The sequence below is a fragment of the Enterobacter sp. Y17 genome, from assembly GCF_019730495.1.
GTDB lineage: Bacteria > Pseudomonadota > Gammaproteobacteria > Enterobacterales > Enterobacteriaceae > Enterobacter > Enterobacter asburiae_B.
Genome location: NZ_JAASKP010000010.1, coordinates 42494 through 59536 on the forward strand (window position 1 = coordinate 42494; position 17043 = coordinate 59536).

At 57.9% G+C, this 17043-nt stretch carries 19 protein-coding genes; 14 read left to right on the top strand and 5 right to left on the bottom strand.

The genetic code is table 11. The features are described 5' to 3' along the window. Positions 1-34 precede the first annotated feature (34 nt). Entirely contained in the window at positions 35-355 is a 321-nt protein-coding gene (cyaY, locus tag HCH49_RS21735) for an iron donor protein CyaY (protein WP_023333807.1), read from the bottom strand. Between the two features lie 135 nt (positions 356-490). Between cyaY and lptM the strand changes: the two genes are divergently transcribed. From lptM to corA, 8 genes are all read left to right on the top strand, one after another. Continuing rightward, positions 491-694, top strand: coding sequence for an LPS translocon maturation chaperone LptM (gene lptM, locus HCH49_RS21740; protein ID WP_014885650.1), 204 nt, complete (start codon positions 491-493; stop codon positions 692-694). A 35-nt stretch (positions 695-729) separates the two neighbouring features. Next, positions 730-1554 (top strand): diaminopimelate epimerase, encoded by an 825-nt coding sequence (gene dapF / locus HCH49_RS21745; RefSeq protein WP_008501545.1) that lies wholly within the window; start codon positions 730-732, stop codon positions 1552-1554. After that, complete coding sequence (locus HCH49_RS21750) at positions 1551-2258, top strand: DUF484 domain-containing protein (RefSeq protein WP_126797457.1); 708 nt, start codon at positions 1551-1553, stop codon at positions 2256-2258. Before dapF ends, HCH49_RS21750 begins: the two co-directional genes overlap by 4 nt. Then, a complete protein-coding gene (xerC, locus tag HCH49_RS21755) occupies positions 2255-3157 on the top strand; it encodes a tyrosine recombinase XerC (protein WP_033146901.1) in 903 nt (300 codons plus the stop codon). The genes HCH49_RS21750 and xerC overlap by 4 nt, the downstream gene beginning before the upstream one ends. Beyond that, positions 3157-3873 carry a 5-amino-6-(5-phospho-D-ribitylamino)uracil phosphatase YigB gene (yigB, locus tag HCH49_RS21760; protein WP_033146900.1) on the top strand — a complete coding sequence of 239 codons (717 nt, stop codon included), beginning with the start codon at positions 3157-3159 and terminating at the stop codon, positions 3871-3873. The genes xerC and yigB overlap by 1 nt, the downstream gene beginning before the upstream one ends. 107 nt (positions 3874-3980) lie before the next feature. After that, positions 3981-6143, top strand: coding sequence for a DNA helicase II (gene uvrD / locus HCH49_RS21765; RefSeq protein WP_221703332.1), 2163 nt, complete (start codon positions 3981-3983; stop codon positions 6141-6143). 149 nt (positions 6144-6292) lie between these two features. Then, positions 6293-6349: a YsgD/CorL family protein gene (gene ysgD, locus HCH49_RS21770; RefSeq protein WP_212743980.1), complete on the top strand. Its 57-nt coding sequence runs from the start codon at positions 6293-6295 to the stop codon at positions 6347-6349. Between the two features lie 151 nt (positions 6350-6500). Continuing rightward, on the top strand, positions 6501-7451 hold the full coding sequence (corA, locus tag HCH49_RS21775; protein WP_008501540.1) for a magnesium/cobalt transporter CorA: 951 nt from the start codon (positions 6501-6503) through the stop codon (positions 7449-7451). An 83-nt stretch (positions 7452-7534) separates the two neighbouring features. Here the strand turns inward: corA and rarD are convergent, their stop codons facing one another. Both rarD and yigI read right to left on the bottom strand, forming a co-directional pair. Continuing rightward, positions 7535-8431: an EamA family transporter RarD gene (gene rarD / locus HCH49_RS21780; RefSeq protein ID WP_023309622.1), complete on the bottom strand. Its 897-nt coding sequence runs from the start codon at positions 8429-8431 to the stop codon at positions 7535-7537. Between the two features lie 51 nt (positions 8432-8482). Then, positions 8483-8950, bottom strand: coding sequence for an acyl-CoA thioesterase YigI (yigI, locus tag HCH49_RS21785; protein ID WP_008501538.1), 468 nt, complete (start codon positions 8948-8950; stop codon positions 8483-8485). A 163-nt stretch (positions 8951-9113) separates the two neighbouring features. Between yigI and pldA the strand changes: the two genes are divergently transcribed. The 3 genes from pldA to rhtC all read left to right on the top strand — a co-directional run bounded on the left by pldA (position 9114) and on the right by rhtC (position 12585). Further along, the gene (pldA, locus tag HCH49_RS21790; RefSeq protein ID WP_023333803.1) at positions 9114-9983 is read left to right on the top strand and encodes a phospholipase A; all 870 of its coding nucleotides are present in this window, start codon (positions 9114-9116) and stop codon (positions 9981-9983) included. Positions 9984-10073: 90 nt separating this feature from the next. Beyond that, positions 10074-11903: an ATP-dependent DNA helicase RecQ gene (gene recQ / locus HCH49_RS21795; protein WP_029741834.1), complete on the top strand. Its 1830-nt coding sequence runs from the start codon at positions 10074-10076 to the stop codon at positions 11901-11903. A gap of 61 nt (positions 11904-11964) precedes the next feature. Continuing rightward, complete coding sequence (gene rhtC / locus HCH49_RS21800; protein ID WP_025757538.1) at positions 11965-12585, top strand: threonine export protein RhtC; 621 nt, start codon at positions 11965-11967, stop codon at positions 12583-12585. Here the strand turns inward: rhtC and rhtB are convergent. Continuing rightward, positions 12582-13202 (bottom strand): homoserine/homoserine lactone efflux protein, encoded by a 621-nt coding sequence (gene rhtB, locus HCH49_RS21805; protein ID WP_008501533.1) that lies wholly within the window; start codon positions 13200-13202, stop codon positions 12582-12584. The two genes, rhtC and rhtB, sit on opposite strands and share 4 nt — an antisense overlap. 110 nt (positions 13203-13312) lie before the next feature. Here rhtB and pldB point away from each other — a divergent pair, with 110 nt between their 5' ends. From pldB to HCH49_RS21820, 3 genes are all read left to right on the top strand, one after another. After that, entirely contained in the window at positions 13313-14305 is a 993-nt protein-coding gene (pldB, locus tag HCH49_RS21810; protein WP_033146896.1) for a lysophospholipase L2, read from the top strand. 31 nt (positions 14306-14336) lie between these two features. Beyond that, entirely contained in the window at positions 14337-15137 is an 801-nt protein-coding gene (gene yigL, locus HCH49_RS21815; RefSeq protein ID WP_029741831.1) for a sugar/pyridoxal phosphate phosphatase YigL, read from the top strand. Positions 15138-15219: 82 nt separating this feature from the next. Beyond that, the gene (locus HCH49_RS21820) at positions 15220-16119 is read left to right on the top strand and encodes a carboxylate/amino acid/amine transporter (RefSeq protein ID WP_064673083.1); all 900 of its coding nucleotides are present in this window, start codon (positions 15220-15222) and stop codon (positions 16117-16119) included. Here the strand turns inward: HCH49_RS21820 and metR are convergent. After that, entirely contained in the window at positions 16007-16960 is a 954-nt protein-coding gene (gene metR / locus HCH49_RS21825) for an HTH-type transcriptional regulator MetR (RefSeq protein WP_023309616.1), read from the bottom strand. The genes HCH49_RS21820 and metR overlap by 113 nt on opposite strands. Positions 16961-17043 lie beyond the last annotated feature (83 nt).

A 17043-nucleotide genomic window follows, 5' to 3' on the forward strand; every position in this document is an offset into this window, starting at 1 on the left:
GGCCGGGTAAGCGCAGCGCCACCCGGCAACAAAACTACCTGAAACTCACAGCCTCACCCGCCTGCGCGGTCGCCGCCTGTTCCAGCAGATCCCAGAACGGTACGCCGCTACGGTCGCAAACCCATTCCCCGTCCTTCAGATCGAAATGATAGCCGCCCTGTTTCGCGGCCAGCCACACCTGGTGAAGCGGCTCCTGGCGGTTAATAATAATTTTGCTGCCATTTTCGAAGCTCAGGGTCAGAATGCCGCCGTTGATTTCACAATCGATATCGCTGTCGCCGTCCCAGTCGTCAAGACGCTCTTCGATGGTCATCCACAGGTTGTCGGCAAGGCGATGGAATTCACTGTCGTTCATGGTTTTGTTCCTGTTTTTCGTGATGCCGGCAGTATAACCCTAAATAATTCCCGTTGCAGGAAAGCGGCAAACTCTTGCTTTTGTGTCTTCTCCTGCGATGATAGAAACAGATTTGAACTTACGGGCAACTTTATAATGAAAAACGCTTTCCGAACGCTTGCCGTTCTCATCACGCTGTTTAGCCTGACTGGCTGCGGACTGAAGGGACCACTGTACTTCCCACCTGCGGATAAAACCGCGCCGCCGCCGACGAAACCCGTGCAAAGCGGCATTGAGTCCACCACGCCAAATACTAACGATCGTGGCGACAACGGTGGCCCGACTCAGGTTAATCTCTGACGACAACGTTCTGTACCCGCGCAATGGAGCAAATGATGCAGTTCTCTAAAATGCATGGCCTTGGCAACGATTTTATGGTCGTCGACGCGGTAACGCAGAATGTGTTTTTCTCCCCGGAACTGATCCGTCGCCTGGCGGATCGGCATCTGGGCGTGGGGTTCGATCAGCTGCTGGTGGTCGAGCCACCGTACGATCCCGACCTCGATTTCCACTACCGTATTTTTAACGCGGACGGCAGCGAAGTTAACCAGTGCGGCAACGGCGCGCGCTGTTTTGCCCGCTTTGTCCGCCTGAAAGGGCTGACCAACAAGCGTGATATTCGCGTCAGCACGGCCAATGGCCGCATGGTGCTCAGCGTCACCGATGATGAGCTGGTGCGCGTGAACATGGGCGAGCCTAACTTCGAGCCCTCCGTCGTGCCGTTTCGCGCAAACAAAGCGGAAAAGACCTATATTATGCGTGCGGCCGAGCAGACAGTATTGTGCGGCGTCGTCTCAATGGGTAACCCACACTGCGTGATTCAGGTTGATGATGTGGAAACCGCCGCGGTCGAAACGCTCGGCCCGGTGCTTGAAAGCCACGAACGTTTCCCGGAGCGCGCGAACATCGGATTTATGCAGGTGGTGAAGCGCGAGCACATTCGCCTGCGGGTTTACGAGCGCGGCGCGGGCGAGACTCAGGCCTGCGGAAGCGGTGCCTGTGCAGCGGTGGCCGTGGGCATCTCCCAGGGGTTACTGGCTGAAGAGGTTCGCGTGGAATTACCGGGCGGTCGGCTTGATATCGCCTGGAAAGGACCGGGTCATCCACTGTATATGACTGGCCCGGCGGCACATGTCTATGACGGGTTTATCCATCTATGAAACAACCAGGGGAAGAACTGCAGGAAACAGTGACGGAACTGGACGACAGAGCTGTTGTTGATTATCTGCTGCGCAATCCTGAGTTTTTTATTCGTAATGCACGCGTCGTCGAAGAGATGCGCGTGCCGCATCCGGTTCGCGGGACCGTGTCGCTGGTCGAATGGCACATGGCGCGCTCGCGCAACCACATCAATCAGCTAGAAGAGAACATGACGCTGCTGATGGAGCAGGCCAGCATCAACGAAAGCCTGTTCTATCGTCTGCTGCATCTGCAGGCGCGTCTGGCGTCGGCGCACAGTCTTGACGAGTTCCTCAGCCGCTTCCACCGCTGGGCTCGCGAGCTGGGGCTGGCGGGCGCAACGATTCGGCTTTTCCCTGACCGCTGGCGCATTGGCGCACCGTCGGGGTTCACCCATCTGGCGCTCAGCCGTCAGGCGTTTGAACCGCTGCGCATTCAGCGTCTGGGCCATGAGCACCACTATCTGGGGCCGCTGAACGGGCCTGAGCTGCTGGTGGTGTTACCGGAAGCCAAAGCGATTGGCTCGGTGGCGATGTCGCTGATGGGGCGCGATGGCGATCTGGGAGTCATGTTATTTACCAGCCGCGATGCGCATCACTATGAGCAGGGGCAAGCCACGCACCTGCTGCAGGAGATCGCCCTGATGCTGCCCGAGCTGCTGGAGCGCTGGATTGAGCGCGTATGATGGACGGACTGCTCGCCACTGACGTCTCGCGCTTTCTGCGCTATCTGGGCGTGGAGCGTCAGCTTAGCCCCATTACCCTGCTCAACTACCAGCGTCAGCTTGATGCCATCATGCAGATCGCCGACGAAATCGGCCTGAAAAGCTGGCAACAATGTGACGCTGCGACGGTACGCGGGTTCGTCGTGCGTAGCCGTAAAAAAAATCTCAGCCCGGCGAGCCTGGCGCTCAGGCTCTCAGCGCTTCGCAGTTTCTTCGACTGGCTGGTCAGCCAGGGGGGCTTAAAAGCCAACCCGGCAAAGGGGATCGCCACGCCGAAAGCGCCGCGCCATCTGCCTAAAAATATCGACGTCGACGACGTAAACCGCCTGCTGGATATCGACCTTAACGATCCGCTCGCCGTGCGCGACCGCGCGATGCTGGAGGTGATGTACGGTGCCGGGCTGCGTCTGTCCGAGCTGGTTAATCTTGATATCAAACACCTCGATCTGGAGTCCGGTGAAGTGTGGGTAATGGGTAAGGGCAGCAAAGAGCGCCGCCTGCCGATTGGCCGCAATGCGGTTTCCTGGATTGAGCACTGGCTTGACCTGCGCGGGCTGTTTGGCAGCGAAGAGGATGCGCTGTTCCTGTCGAAGCTCGGCAAACGGATCTCGGCGCGTAACGTCCAGAAGCGCTTTGCGGAGTGGGGCATTAAGCAGGGGCTGAACAGCCACGTTCACCCGCACAAGCTGCGCCACTCCTTTGCGACACACATGCTTGAGTCGAGCGGCGATCTGCGCGGCGTGCAGGAACTGCTTGGCCACGCGAACCTGTCGACCACACAAATTTATACCCACTTAGACTTCCAACACCTTGCCTCGGTGTATGACGCGGCGCATCCACGCGCCAAACGGGGGAAATAATGCGTTTTTACCGCCCACTCGGTCAGATCTCAGCTCTGACGTTTGACCTTGATGACACCCTTTATGACAACCGCGAGGTGATCCTGCGTACCGAGCAGGAGTCGCTGGCGTTTGTGCAGAACTACCACCCCGCGCTGAAAGCGATACAGAACAAGGACTTTCAGAAGCTCCGTCAGTCCCTGCGGGAAACCGAGCCGGACATTTACCACGACGTGACCGAATGGCGTCGTCGTGCGGTCGAGCAGGCGATGCTCAATGCTGGCCTGAGCGCGCAGGACGCGGCCATCGGTGCCGAAGCGGCCATGGAAAACTTTGCCAAATGGCGCAGCCGTATCGACGTGCCGCAGGAGACCCACGACACGCTGGCGAAGCTTGCCGAAAAGTGGCCGCTGGTGGCCATCACCAACGGCAATGCCCAGCCCGAGCTGTTTGGCCTCAGCGATTACTTTGAATTTGTGCTGCGCGCGGGCCCGCACGGGCGCGCGAAGCCGTTTAATGATATGTACCATCTGGCGGCGGATAAGCTTAACCTGCCGCTGGGTAACATTCTGCACGTGGGAGATGACCTGACCACGGACGTGGCCGGTGCTATTCGCTGCGGGATGCAGGCCTGCTGGATCAAGCCTGAAAATGCGGAGCTGATGACCGCAACCGACAGCCGTCTTCTGCCGCACGTGGAAATTTCACGGTTGGCATCCCTCACGACGCTGATATAATCACCAGTAATATTGTATAAATTACCAGGGGTTTGCAGTTGTAGGCCCGGTAAGCGAAGCGCCACCGGGCGCTTCGCTGTGTTCCTGAATACTATGTGACGGTGCCAATGGACGTTTCTTACCTGCTCGACAGCCTTAATGACAAACAGCGTGACGCGGTTGCCGCCTCGCGCACCAACATGCTGGTGCTGGCTGGGGCGGGCAGTGGTAAGACGCGCGTGCTGGTTCACCGTATCGCCTGGCTGCAGAGCGTGGAGAACTGCTCCCCGTACTCCATCATGGCGGTGACGTTTACCAACAAGGCGGCAGCAGAGATGCGCCACCGTATCGCTCAGCTGATGGGCACCAGCCAGGGCGGCATGTGGGTTGGCACCTTCCACGGCCTGGCGCACCGCCTGCTGCGCGCGCACCATATGGACGCCAACCTGCCGCAGGATTTCCAGATCCTCGACAGCGAAGACCAGCTCCGCTTGCTGAAGCGCCTGATCAAGGCGATGAACCTCGACGAGAAGCAGTGGCCGCCGCGTCAGGCGATGTGGTACATCAACGGCCAGAAGGACGAGGGGCTGCGCCCGCACCACATTCAGAGCTTCGGCAACCCGGTCGAGCAGACCTGGCAGAACGTCTACAAGGCCTATCAGGAAGCGTGCGATCGCGCCGGTCTGGTGGATTTCGCCGAGCTGCTGCTGCGCGCCCACGAGCTGTGGCTGAACAAACCGCACATCCTGCAGCACTACCGCGAACGCTTCACCAATATCCTGGTGGACGAGTTCCAGGATACCAACAACATCCAGTACGCGTGGATCCGCCTGCTGGCCGGTGATAACGGCAAGGTGATGATCGTGGGCGATGATGACCAGTCGATCTACGGCTGGCGCGGGGCGCAGGTGGAAAACATTCAGCGCTTCCTTAACGATTTCCCCGGCGCGGAAACCATCCGTCTGGAGCAGAACTACCGTTCAACCAGCAACATCCTGAGCGCGGCCAACGCCCTCATTGAGAACAACAACGGGCGTCTGGGTAAAAAGCTGTGGACCGATGGCGTCGACGGCGAACCGATTTCGATTTACTGCGCCTTCAACGAGCTCGACGAAGCCCGCTTCGTGGTGAACCGCATCAAAACCTGGCAGGACAACGGCGGCGCGCTGGAGCAGTGCGCCATTCTCTACCGCAGCAACGCCCAGTCGCGCGTGCTGGAAGAGGCGCTGCTGCAGGTGAGCATGCCGTACCGCATTTATGGCGGCATGCGCTTCTTCGAGCGCCAGGAAATCAAAGATGCGCTGTCGTATCTGCGCCTCATTGCGAACCGCAACGACGACGCGGCGTTTGAACGCGTGGTCAATACGCCGACCCGCGGGATTGGCGACCGCACGCTGGACGTTGTGCGTCAGGCCTCGCGCGATCGCCAGCTGACGCTGTGGCAGGCGTGCCGCGAGCTGCTGCAGGAAAAAGCGCTCGCCGGACGTGCCGCCAGCGCATTACAGCGCTTCCTTGAGCTGATTGACGCTCTGGCGCAGGAAACCGCCGACATGCCGCTGCACGTGCAGACCGACCGGGTGATTAAAGACTCCGGCCTGCGAACCATGTACGAGCAGGAGAAAGGCGAGAAGGGCCAGACCCGTATTGAGAACTTAGAGGAACTGGTCACGGCAACGCGCCAGTTCAGCTACAACGAAGAAGACGAAGACCTGATGCCGTTGCAGGCGTTCCTCTCCCACGCCGCGCTGGAAGCGGGTGAAGGGCAGGCGGACACCTGGCAGGATGCGGTTCAGCTGATGACCCTGCACTCCGCCAAAGGCCTGGAGTTCCCGCAGGTGTTTATTGTCGGGATGGAAGAGGGGATGTTCCCGAGCCAGATGTCGCTGGATGAAGGCGGACGTCTGGAAGAGGAACGTCGTCTGGCCTACGTGGGCGTGACGCGCGCAATGCAAAAGCTGACGCTAACCTACGCCGAAACCCGCCGTCTGTACGGCAAAGAGGTTTATCACCGTCCGTCGCGCTTCATCGGCGAACTGCCGGAAGAGTGCGTGGAAGAGGTGCGTCTGCGGGCGAGCATCAGCCGTCCGGTCAGCCATCAGCGCATGGGCTCGCCGATTGCGGAAACCGACACCGGCTACAAGCTAGGCCAGCGCGTGCGCCATTCGAAGTTTGGCGAAGGCACCATTGTGAATCTGGAAGGCAGCGGCGAGCACAGCCGTCTGCAGGTGGCGTTCCAGGGGCAGGGGATCAAATGGCTGGTGGCGGCCTATGCGAAGCTGGAAACAGTCTAACATTCAGAAAAATATCATTATTTTGTAATAATCTGCTAGCCTTATACAGCGAAGGTCAATTAATGCCCTTCAGCGTTCCGTTGCGTGTTGACGCCATAGTTATAGCTGGCGTAACATGCGCGCACGATTACGCTAAGAGGACATTCGCCTTGGACACACCCAGTAGATACTGGCTCAATTCCCTGTCATCCAGGAACAACTCCTAAGGCTATCTCCTCTTGCTGATGGCCTTAGTGGTTGTCAGCGACCTGCATTATTCCCGTCGCGCTGAGTCAGGCTGTTTAATGGTCTGAAACCCAATTTGTTTCTGTGTGCCCACCGAACTGTCCGATATTTTTTGCATTGGGAGTCCCGGTCATGTTGAGCGCATTTCAACTCGAAAATAACCGACTGACTCGGCTTGAAGCCGAAGAGTCACAGCCCCTCATTGATGCCGTATGGGTGGATCTGGTCGAGCCGGACGACGATGAACGCCTTCGCGTACAATCTGAACTGGGGCAAAGCCTGGCAACCCGCCCGGAACTGGAAGACATCGAAGCATCCGCGCGTTTTTTTGAAGACGAAGACGGTCTGCATATTCACTCCTTCTTCTTCTTTGAAGATGCGGAAGACCACGCGGGTAACTCCACCGTGGCGTTTACCATTCGCGACGGCCGTCTGTTTACCCTGCGCGAGCGCGAGCTGCCGGCATTCCGCCTCTACCGCATGCGCGCCCGCAGCCAGGCAATGGTGGACGGTAACGCTTACGAGCTGCTGCTCGATCTGTTCGAGACCAAAATTGAACAGCTGGCGGACGAAATTGAAAACATCTACAGCGATCTGGAAAAGCTGAGCCGCGTGATCATGGAAGGCCATCAGGGCGATGAGTACGACGAAGCGCTCTCCACGCTGGCGGAGCTGGAAGATATCGGCTGGAAGGTGCGCTTGTGTCTGATGGATACCCAGCGCGCGCTGAACTTCCTGGTGCGCAAGGCGCGTCTGCCGGGCGGTCAGCTGGAGCAGGCGCGTGAGATCTTACGCGATATCGAATCCCTGCTGCCGCACAACGAATCCCTGTTCCAGAAGGTGAACTTCCTGATGCAGGCGGCGATGGGCTTTATCAACATCGAGCAGAACCGCATCATCAAGATCTTCTCGGTGGTGTCCGTGGTGTTCCTGCCGCCGACGCTGGTGGCGTCCAGCTACGGGATGAACTTTGAGTTTATGCCGGAGCTGAAGTGGAGCTTTGGCTACCCGGGGGCGATTATCTTCATGATCCTCGCGGGGCTGGCGCCGTATCTGTACTTTAAGCGCCGGAACTGGCTGTAAAAATCTGGCGGGTGGCGCTTCGCTAACCCGCCCTACGATCGAATTCCCTCTCCCAGTGGGAGAGGGTTAGGGTGAGGGCAACATCACAACCCTTTGCGCACCCTGCGCTGGGTATAAATCGCATCCGCAACAAAGATTGCCAGCGCCACCCAGATAAAGGCGAACGTCACCATCTTATCCGCCCCCGGCACCTCACCGTAGAACACCACCGCCAGCAGGAACATCAGCGTCGGGCCAATGTACTGGAAGAAGCCCAGCGTGGAGAGACGCAGGCGCGTCGCGGCACCGGTGAAGCACAGCAGTGGAATGGTGGTCACCACGCCCGCCGCCATCAGCATCAGGTTCAGCGACCACGGGTTGCTGCCCATATGGCTGGTGGCGCTGTCGGCGATGCCGAAGAGATAAATCGCCGCCACGGGCAGCAGCCACAGGGTTTCAAACAGCATCCCCGTCTGCGCTTCCACCGCAATCTTCTTACGCACCAGGCCGTAGAATGCAAAGCTGAACGCCAGACCGAGGGCAATAATCGGCAGCGAGCCGAAGGTCCAGAGCTGCACCAGTACGCCGCAGAAGGCCAGAATCACCGCCACCCACTGCATCCGGCGGAAGCGCTCACCGAGGAAAATCATCCCCAGCACGATATTCACCAGCGGGTTAATGAAGTACCCCAGGCTCGCTTCGAGCATGTGATGGTTATTCACCGCCCAGATAAACAGCAGCCAGTTGCCGCCAATCAGCACCGCGGAGAGCGCCAGCAGGAAAATCTTTTTCGGGGTTTGCAGTAGCGTTTTGACGCCCGACCACTGACGGCTGAGGCTCATCAGTGCAATCATAAAGAAGAATGACCAGATAACACGGTGAGTCAGGATCTCATCGGCCGGAACGTAGGCGATAAGCTTGAAATACGCCGGGGCGATACCCCAAATAAAATAAGCGGCAAGGGCGAGTAAAACGCCCTGCCGCGTCTGTTTAGCATCCATCGGGAAAATCCGTTACAAAAAAGTGAATTAATTTTACCCGATTTTGCCGCCTCAACCCACCATATAAGTGGCGGTTGCGCTGGCGATATATACCTGCTCTTCGTTGTGTAATTCAACGCGTGCCACGGCAACTTTATTTCCCGCGCGCAGCAGGCTGCTGGTACAGGTAAAGCGATTTCCGCGCCCCGGGCGAAGATAGTCGACGCGCAAATCAATGGTGCCCATGCGCGCCAGACGCTGGCGGAGTTCGTCTTCGTTGATGGTGTCATGGCGGGTCAGCGTGCTGCCCACGCAGACCAGACCTGCCGCCACGTCCAGCGCGGAGGCAATCACGCCGCCGTGCAAAATACTTTGCGCCCAGTTACCCACCATCATCGGCTGGTTGTTAAAGCTCAGCTGGGCAAAATCTTTCTCGTAACGCTCCAGCTCCAGTCCCAGCGCGCGGTTAAACGGCATATGGTAAACAAAAATCTCGCCCACGAGTTTTAACACTTCTTCGGCGGTAAGCATGGCTGACATGAGGCATCACATCCTTATTGTTAACGAAATGTTGATTTTATGCCTCAGCAACAAGGAATTCCACTTTCAGAAACGAGGATGCAGCAGTTGTCGCAGAAGTCTGTAGAATGTTCGCCACATAACTATTCAGCTAATTTTACTCTTTTGCAGGAGAACACCACCGATGCGGACGTATCTGGCCTGGTTACTGGCGGCGGTTGCGCTGCCCCTCACAGCATATGCGCAGGAAGCGACGATCAAAGAGGTGCATGATAAACCTGCCGTTCACGGTAGCATTATCGCGAACCTTCTTCAGGAGCATGACAATCCGTTCACGCTCTATCCGTATGACACCAACTACGTGATTTACACCCAGACCAGCGATCTCAACAAAGAGGCGATAAGCTCCTATAACTGGTCTGATAATGCGCGTAAAGATGAGGTGAAGTTCCAGCTCAGCCTCGCGTTCCCGTTCTGGCGCGGTATTCTGGGGCCAAACTCGGTGCTCGGGGCGTCTTACACGCAGAAATCCTGGTGGCAGCTGTCTAACAGCGGAGAGTCCTCGCCGTTCCGTGAAACCAACTATGAGCCGCAGCTGTTCCTCGGTTTTGCAACGGATTATGAGTTTGCGGGCTGGACGCTGCGTGACGTCGAAGTGGGCTTTAACCACGATTCCAACGGTCGCTCTGACCCTACCTCGCGCAGCTGGAACCGTGCCTATACGCGTCTGATGGCGCAGAACGGTAACTGGATGGTGGAAGTGAAGCCGTGGTATGTGGTGGGCGAAACCGATGACAACCCGGATATCACCAAATATATGGGCTACTACCAGCTTAAAGTCGGCTATCAGTTGGGTGATGCCGTGCTCAGCGCCAAAGGCCAGTACAACTGGAACACCGGCTACGGCGGTGCGGAAGTGGGCTTAAGCTATCCAATGACGAAGCATGTCCGCATCTATACTCAGGTGTACAGCGGTTACGGCGAGTCGCTTATCGATTACAACTTCAACCAGACCCGCGTCGGCGTGGGCGTGATGCTGAACGATATTCTCTAGGCTGTTCGAATGTTTTTGCGTTAAACGTTGAAGTTTCTCTCTCAGGCGCTGAAAATAGCGCCTGTTTCATTTCTGGCATATGGGGTTAACGTGGCGCAGGCGGAAGTATTGAATCAGGAGTCGCTGGCTAAACAGGTTTTGCATGAAACCTTTGGCTACCAGCAGTTCCGCCCCGGCCAGGAAACCATCATTGAAACGGTGCTGGAAGGTCGTGATTGCCTGGTGGTGATGCCGACCGGTGGCGGCAAGTCCCTTTGTTATCAGGTGCCCGCGCTGGTGCTTAACGGCCTGACGGTCGTGGTATCCCCCCTTATTTCTCTGATGAAAGACCAGGTTGACCAGCTGCTCGCCAACGGCGTGGCGGCGGCCTGTCTCAACTCGACCCAAACCCGGGAGCAGCAGCAAGAGGTGATGGCCGGTTGTCGTACCGGGCAGATCCGCCTGCTGTATATCGCCCCGGAACGCCTGATGCTGGATAACTTCCTCGACCACCTGGCGCACTGGAACCCGGTCCTGCTGGCGGTGGACGAAGCGCACTGTATTTCCCAGTGGGGACACGATTTCCGCCCGGAATACGCCGCTCTTGGCCAGCTGCGTCAGCGCTTCCCCGAGCTGCCGTTTATGGCGCTTACCGCCACGGCGGATGACACCACCCGTCTGGACATCGTTCGTCTGCTCGGGCTGAACGACCCCTATATTCAGGTCAGCAGCTTCGACCGCCCTAACATCCGCTATATGCTGATGGAAAAATTCAAGCCGCTGGATCAGCTCCTGCGCTACGTCCAGGAGCAGCGCGGCAAGTCCGGCATCATCTACTGTAACAGCCGTGCGAAGGTGGAAGACACCGCCGCGCGTCTGCAAAACCGCGGCTTTAGCGCCGCCGCCTATCACGCCGGATTAGAGAACCACATCCGCGCCGACGTGCAGGAGAAATTCCAGCGCGATGACCTGCAGATCGTGGTCGCAACGGTGGCGTTTGGGATGGGCATCAACAAGCCAAACGTGCGCTTTGTGGTGCACTTCGACATCCCGCGCAATATCGAATCCTACTATCAGGAAACCGGCCGCGCCGGGCGTGACGGTCTGCCTGCGGAAGCGATGCTGTTTTACGATCCGGCCGATATGGCGTGGCTGCGCCGCTGTCTGGAAGAGAAGCCGCAGGGACAGCTGCAGGATATCGAGCGCCACAAGCTCAACGCGATGGGCGCGTTTGCCGAAGCGCAAACCTGCCGTCGTCTGGTTCTACTCAACTACTTCGGTGAAGGGCGCCAGGAGCCGTGCGGCAACTGCGATATCTGCCTCGATCCGCCGAAACAGTACGATGGCCTGATGGACGCGCGTAAAGCGCTCTCGACCATTTACCGTGTGAATCAACGCTTCGGGATGGGCTACGTGGTGGAGGTGCTGCGCGGGGCTAATAACCAGCGTATCCGCGATATGGGCCACGACAAGCTGCCTGTCTACGGTATTGGCAAGGAGCAGAGCCACGAACACTGGGTGAGTATCATTCGTCAGCTGATCCACCTCGGCTTCGCCACGCAGAACATTGCCCAGCACTCCGCCCTGCAGCTGACCGAGGCGGCACGTCCGGTCCTGCGCGGTGACGTTGAGCTCAAGCTCGCCGTGCCGCGCGTCATCGCCCTGAAGCCACGCGTGATGCAGAAATCCTACGGCGGCAACTACGACCGCAAGCTGTTCGCCAAACTGCGCAAGCTGCGTAAGGCCATCGCCGACGAAGAAAACATCCCGCCTTATGTGGTGTTCAACGACGCGACGCTGATCGAGATGGCCGAGCAGATGCCGCTCAGCGCCAGCGAAATGCTCAGCGTCAACGGCGTGGGAACGCGCAAGCTGGAGCGCTTCGGTAAAGAGTTTATGGCGCTCATCCGCTCTCACGCCGATGGTGATGATGAGGAGTAGTCAGCCGGGCGAAAAAGTGCCAGGATGATGACTCACTGAATTATTTCCCCGCGAGCTAATTATGTTAATGCTATTTCTCACCGTGGCGTTAGTGCACATCGTTGCGCTGATGAGCCCCGGCCCGGACTTTTTCTTCGTATCACAAACGGCCGTCAGCCGCTCCCGCAAAGAGGCGATGATGGGCGTGCTCGGTATCACCATGGGCGTTATGGTCTGGGCGGCCGTTGCGCTGCTCGGTCTGAACCTAATCCTGGCGAAGATGGCCTGGCTGCATAACATCATTATGGTCGGCGGCGGGCTGTACCTGTGCTGGATGGGCTACCAGATGCTGCGCGGGGCGCTGAAGAAAGAAGAGAAAAAACCGCAAGAGCCGAAGGTGGAGCTGGCTACGGGCGGCCGCAGCTTTGTAAAAGGGCTGCTGACCAATCTGGCGAACCCAAAAGCGATTATCTATTTCGGCTCGGTGTTCTCGCTGTTTGTCGGCGATAGCGTCGGCGCGGGCGCACGCTGGGGCATCTTCCTGCTGATCGTCGTTGAAACCTTTGCCTGGTTTACCATCGTAGCCAGCCTGTTCGCCTTACCGGCAATGCGCCGCGGCTACCAGCGTATCGCGAAGTGGATTGACGGCTTCGCCGGCGCGCTGTTCGCCGGCTTCGGCATTCATCTCATCATTTCTCGCTAAGCATGACGCGCTGACGCAAGCAGCGCGCCAACCAGCATAAACAGCGAACCAAAGACTTTATTCAGGGCCTTCATCTGCTTAGGCCCTTTAATCCATGCCGCAATTCGCTGCGCCAGCGTCGCGTAACCAATCATCACGATGATATCGACAATAATGGTGGTCGCGCCCAGCACCACGTACTGCATCACCTGCGGCTGATGCGGAACGATAAACTGCGGGAACAGCGCGGCGAGGAAAACGATGCTCTTCGGGTTGGTCAGGTTGACGAACACCGCACGTTTAAACAGATGGCCGCGGTTTTGCGTCTGAGCCAGCGTATTCAGGTTGATGGAGCCTGCCGCGCGCCACTGCTGGATGCCGAGCCAAATCAGATACGCTGCCCCGGCCCATTTCAGCACCTCAAAGGCCAGCACGGAGCGGGAGAACAGGGTCCCCAGACCGATCCCGACCAGCACAATATGAATGCCCAGCCCGGTCTGCAAACCGGCAATCGACGCTGCCGCACCGCGGTAGCCGTGGTTGATGGAGGTGGTCATGGTGTTAATAGCACCCGAACCCGGAGAAAGGCTGAGGATAATGGATGTCAGCAGGTAGGCGAACCACCATTCGAAGGTCATTTGAAACTCCCGAACCGTCTATTTTTATGCCACAATACGCTATTATTGAGTCATTTTGTGACCGGTGACGAAAAAAACGATATTCCCTGGATTACGTGAGTGGAAACCCAATGTTTCAGCAGAAAAAGGACTGGGAAACACGAGAAAACGCTTTTGCTGCTTTCTCTATGGGGCCGCTGACCGATTTCTGGCGGCAGCGTGAGGAAGATGAGTTTACGGGCATCGGGGGCGTCCCGGTGCGTTTCGTTCGTTTCCGAAATGAAAAAAATGACCGGGTGATTGTGGTCTGCCCTGGGCGTATTGAAAGCTACGTTAAATACGCCGAGCTGGCCTATGACCTGGTCCATATGGGGTTCGATGTCCTGATCATCGACCATCGTGGACAGGGGCTGTCCGGACGTATGCTGCCGGACACGCACCGTGGGCACGTCGATCGCTTCAGCGATTACGTCGACGATTTTGCCGCGTTCTGGCAGCAGGACGTTCAGCCCGGTCCCTGGCGCAAGCGGTATATTCTTGCGCACTCCATGGGCGGCGCCATTTCGACGCTGTTTTTGCAGCGTTACGCGCACCAGTGCGACGCCATTGCGCTCACCGCGCCGATGTACGGTATCGTCATCCGTTTTCCTGACTGGATGGTGCGCCATCTTCTTGACTGGGCTGAGGGCCATCAGCGCATTCGTGAAGGTTACGCCATTGGCACAGGACGCTGGCGCGCGCTGCCGTTCGCCATCAACGTCTTAACCCACAGCCGGCAGCGTTATCGCCGCAACCTGCGCTTTTATGCCGATGAACCGCGCTTGCGCGTCGGCGGCCCGACCTGGCACTGGGTGCGGGAGGGGATTCTGGCCGGTGAGCAGGTGCTGGCGGGCGTAGGCGATGATGACACGCCGACGCTTCTGATCCAGGCGGAAGAAGAGCGTGTGGTGGATAACCGCATGCATGACCGCTATTGTGAACTGCGCGCTGCAGCCGGTCACCCCTGTGAAGGGGGTAAACCGCTGGTCATTAACGGCGCGTTCCATGAGATCCTTTTTGAAAAGGACGCTATGCGCTCAGTCGCGCTTAACGCCATTGTTGAATTTTTCAACAGGCATAATTGATTCTTGTTTTCCACCAGAGGTTGAAATCCCTATGTACCAGGTTGTTGCATCTGATTTAGATGGCACGCTGCTTTCCCCCGACCACACCCTGTCGCCTTATGCGAAAGAGACCTTAAAACTCCTGACTGCCCGTGGCGTGAACTTTGTGTTCGCCACCGGCCGCCACCACGTGGATGTGGGGCAGATCCGCGATAATCTTGAGATCAAATCGTACATGATCACCTCCAACGGTGCGCGCGTGCATGATACCGACGGCAACCTGATCTTTACCCACAATCTGGATCGCGATATTGCCGCCGATCTGTTCGGCGTGGTGCATAACAACCCGGCTATCGTCACTAACGTTTACCGCGACGACGACTGGTTCATGAACCGCCACCGCCCGGATGAAATGCGTTTCTTCAAGGAAGCGGTATTCAACTACTCCCTCTACGAACCGGGCCTGCTGGAGCCGGAAGGGATCAGCAAGGTGTTCTTCACCTGTGACAGCCACGAAGAGCTGCTCCCGCTTGAACAGGCGATCAACGCCCGCTGGGGCGATCGCGTCAACGTGAGCTTCTCAACCCTGACCTGTCTGGAAGTGATGGCGGGTGGCGTCTCTAAAGGTCACGCGCTGGAAGCCGTTGCGAAACGTCTGGGCTTCGGGCTGAAAGACTGTATCGCCTTCGGTGACGGCATGAACGACGCCGAGATGCTTTCGATGGCGGGCAAGGGCTGCATCATGCAGAACGCGCACCAGCGTCTGAAGGATCTGCACCCTGAGCTGGAAGTGATTGGTTCTAACGCTGACAACGCGGTACCGAAGTATCTGCGCAAACTGTTCCTTGAATAATCTTCATTTGGTTGTTTATTGCTCAGTTGTCAACTAAAGAGTTCGCTACAATGCCTCTCCTTCTTTCTGAGAGACAAGCATTGTGGCGCTACTCATTATCACCACTATCCTGTGGGCCTTCTCCTTTAGCCTGATTGGCGAATACCTTGCCGGTTCGGTCGACAGCTACTTCTCGGTGCTGATGCGCGTGGGGCTGGCGGCGCTGGTTTTCCTGCCGTTTCTGCGCAAGCGCGGGCAATCGCTGAAAACGATTGTGCTGTATATGCTGGTGGGGGCGATGCAGCTCGGCATCATGTATTTGTTCAGCTTCCGGGCCTACGTCTACCTGTCCGTCTCTGAATTCCTGCTCTTTACCGTGCTGACGCCGCTCTATATCACGCTGATTTACGACCTGCTCAGCAGACGCCGTCTGCGCTGGGGATACCTGCTGAGCGCCGCGCTGGCGGTGATCGGCGCGGCGATTATTCGCTATGACAAAGTCAGCGATCACTTCTGGACCGGACTGATGTTCGTCCAGCTCGCCAACATCAGCTTCGCCATCGGCATGGTGGGCTACAAACGCCTGATGGAAACCCGTCCGATGCCGCAGCATAACGCGTTTGCTTGGTTCTATATGGGCGCCGCGATTGTCGCGGTGGCGGCGTGGTTTATGCTCGGCAACCCGCAAAAACTGCCGACCACCGCCGTGCAGTGGGGCGTTCTGGTCTGGCTGGGCGTAGTGGCGTCAGGGCTGGGATACTTCATGTGGAACTACGGCGCTACGCAGGTAGACGCCGGTACGCTGGGGATCATGAATAACGTGCATGTCCCGGCAGGGCTGCTGGTCAATCTCGCCATCTGGCAGCAACAGCCGCACTGGCCGAGCTTCCTTATTGGGGGAGCGGTGATCCTGGCTTCGCTGTGGGTCCATCGCCGATGGGTCGCTCCGCGCTCCGCACAAACGGAAGATGGTCGCACGCGTGGTTCCGCGCTGAGCGAATAAACGCCTCCGTAATCGGCTGACGCTGCTCGCCATCGCGCACGGCGGCGTACAGTCGGCTCCACAGTCCTTCACCCAGGGTTTTGGTCTGCACCAGACCCTGGCGTTCAAAACTCTCCACCACCCAGTGCGGCAGCGCCGCGATACCCATTCTGGCCGCCACCATCTGAATCAGCAGCAGGGTGTTATCCACGCTTTTCAGCTGCGGGCTAATGCCTGCCGGCTGCAGGAAGTGGCGCCAGATATCCAGGCGGCTGCGCTGCACCGGATAAATCAGCAGCGTCTCTGTCGCCAGGTCTTCCGGCGTGATGCGCGTTTTGGCGGCCAGCGGGTGATCCGGCGCCAGCACCAGGCGCACTTCATAATCAAACATCGGCGAATAGTGCAGGCCGCTGCGCGGCAGGATATCAGAGGTCATGACCAGATCCAGCTCGCCCTGCTGCAGCGACGGCTGCGGGTCAAAGGTCACGCCGGATTTGAAGTCCATCTCCACCTGCGGCCACTTCTGGCGGAAGTTCTCAAGCGCGGGGGTCAGCCACTGAATACAGCTGTGGCACTCAATGGCGATGCGCAGTTTGGTCTGCTGCGGTTCGTTACACGCCTGCAGCGCGCTCGCGATTTGCGGCAGTACCTGATTCGCCAGCTGAAGAAGAATTTCACCCTGCGGCGTAAAGCGTAGCGGCTGGCTCTTACGCACAAAAAGACGGAAGCCGAGGCGTTGTTCCAGATCGCTGAACTGGTGAGAAAGGGCGGACTGGGTCTGGTGCAGCGTGGCCGCAGCCGCCGCGAGCGAACCGCAGTTCCGCAACGCTTGTAGCGTTTTCAGGTGTTTAATCTCGATCATGAAAGTCCTTCACTTCGCCATGAACATATTGCGCTTGAGGAATATACAGTACCTGCCAATTATAGAAGTGTAAACATCTGGAC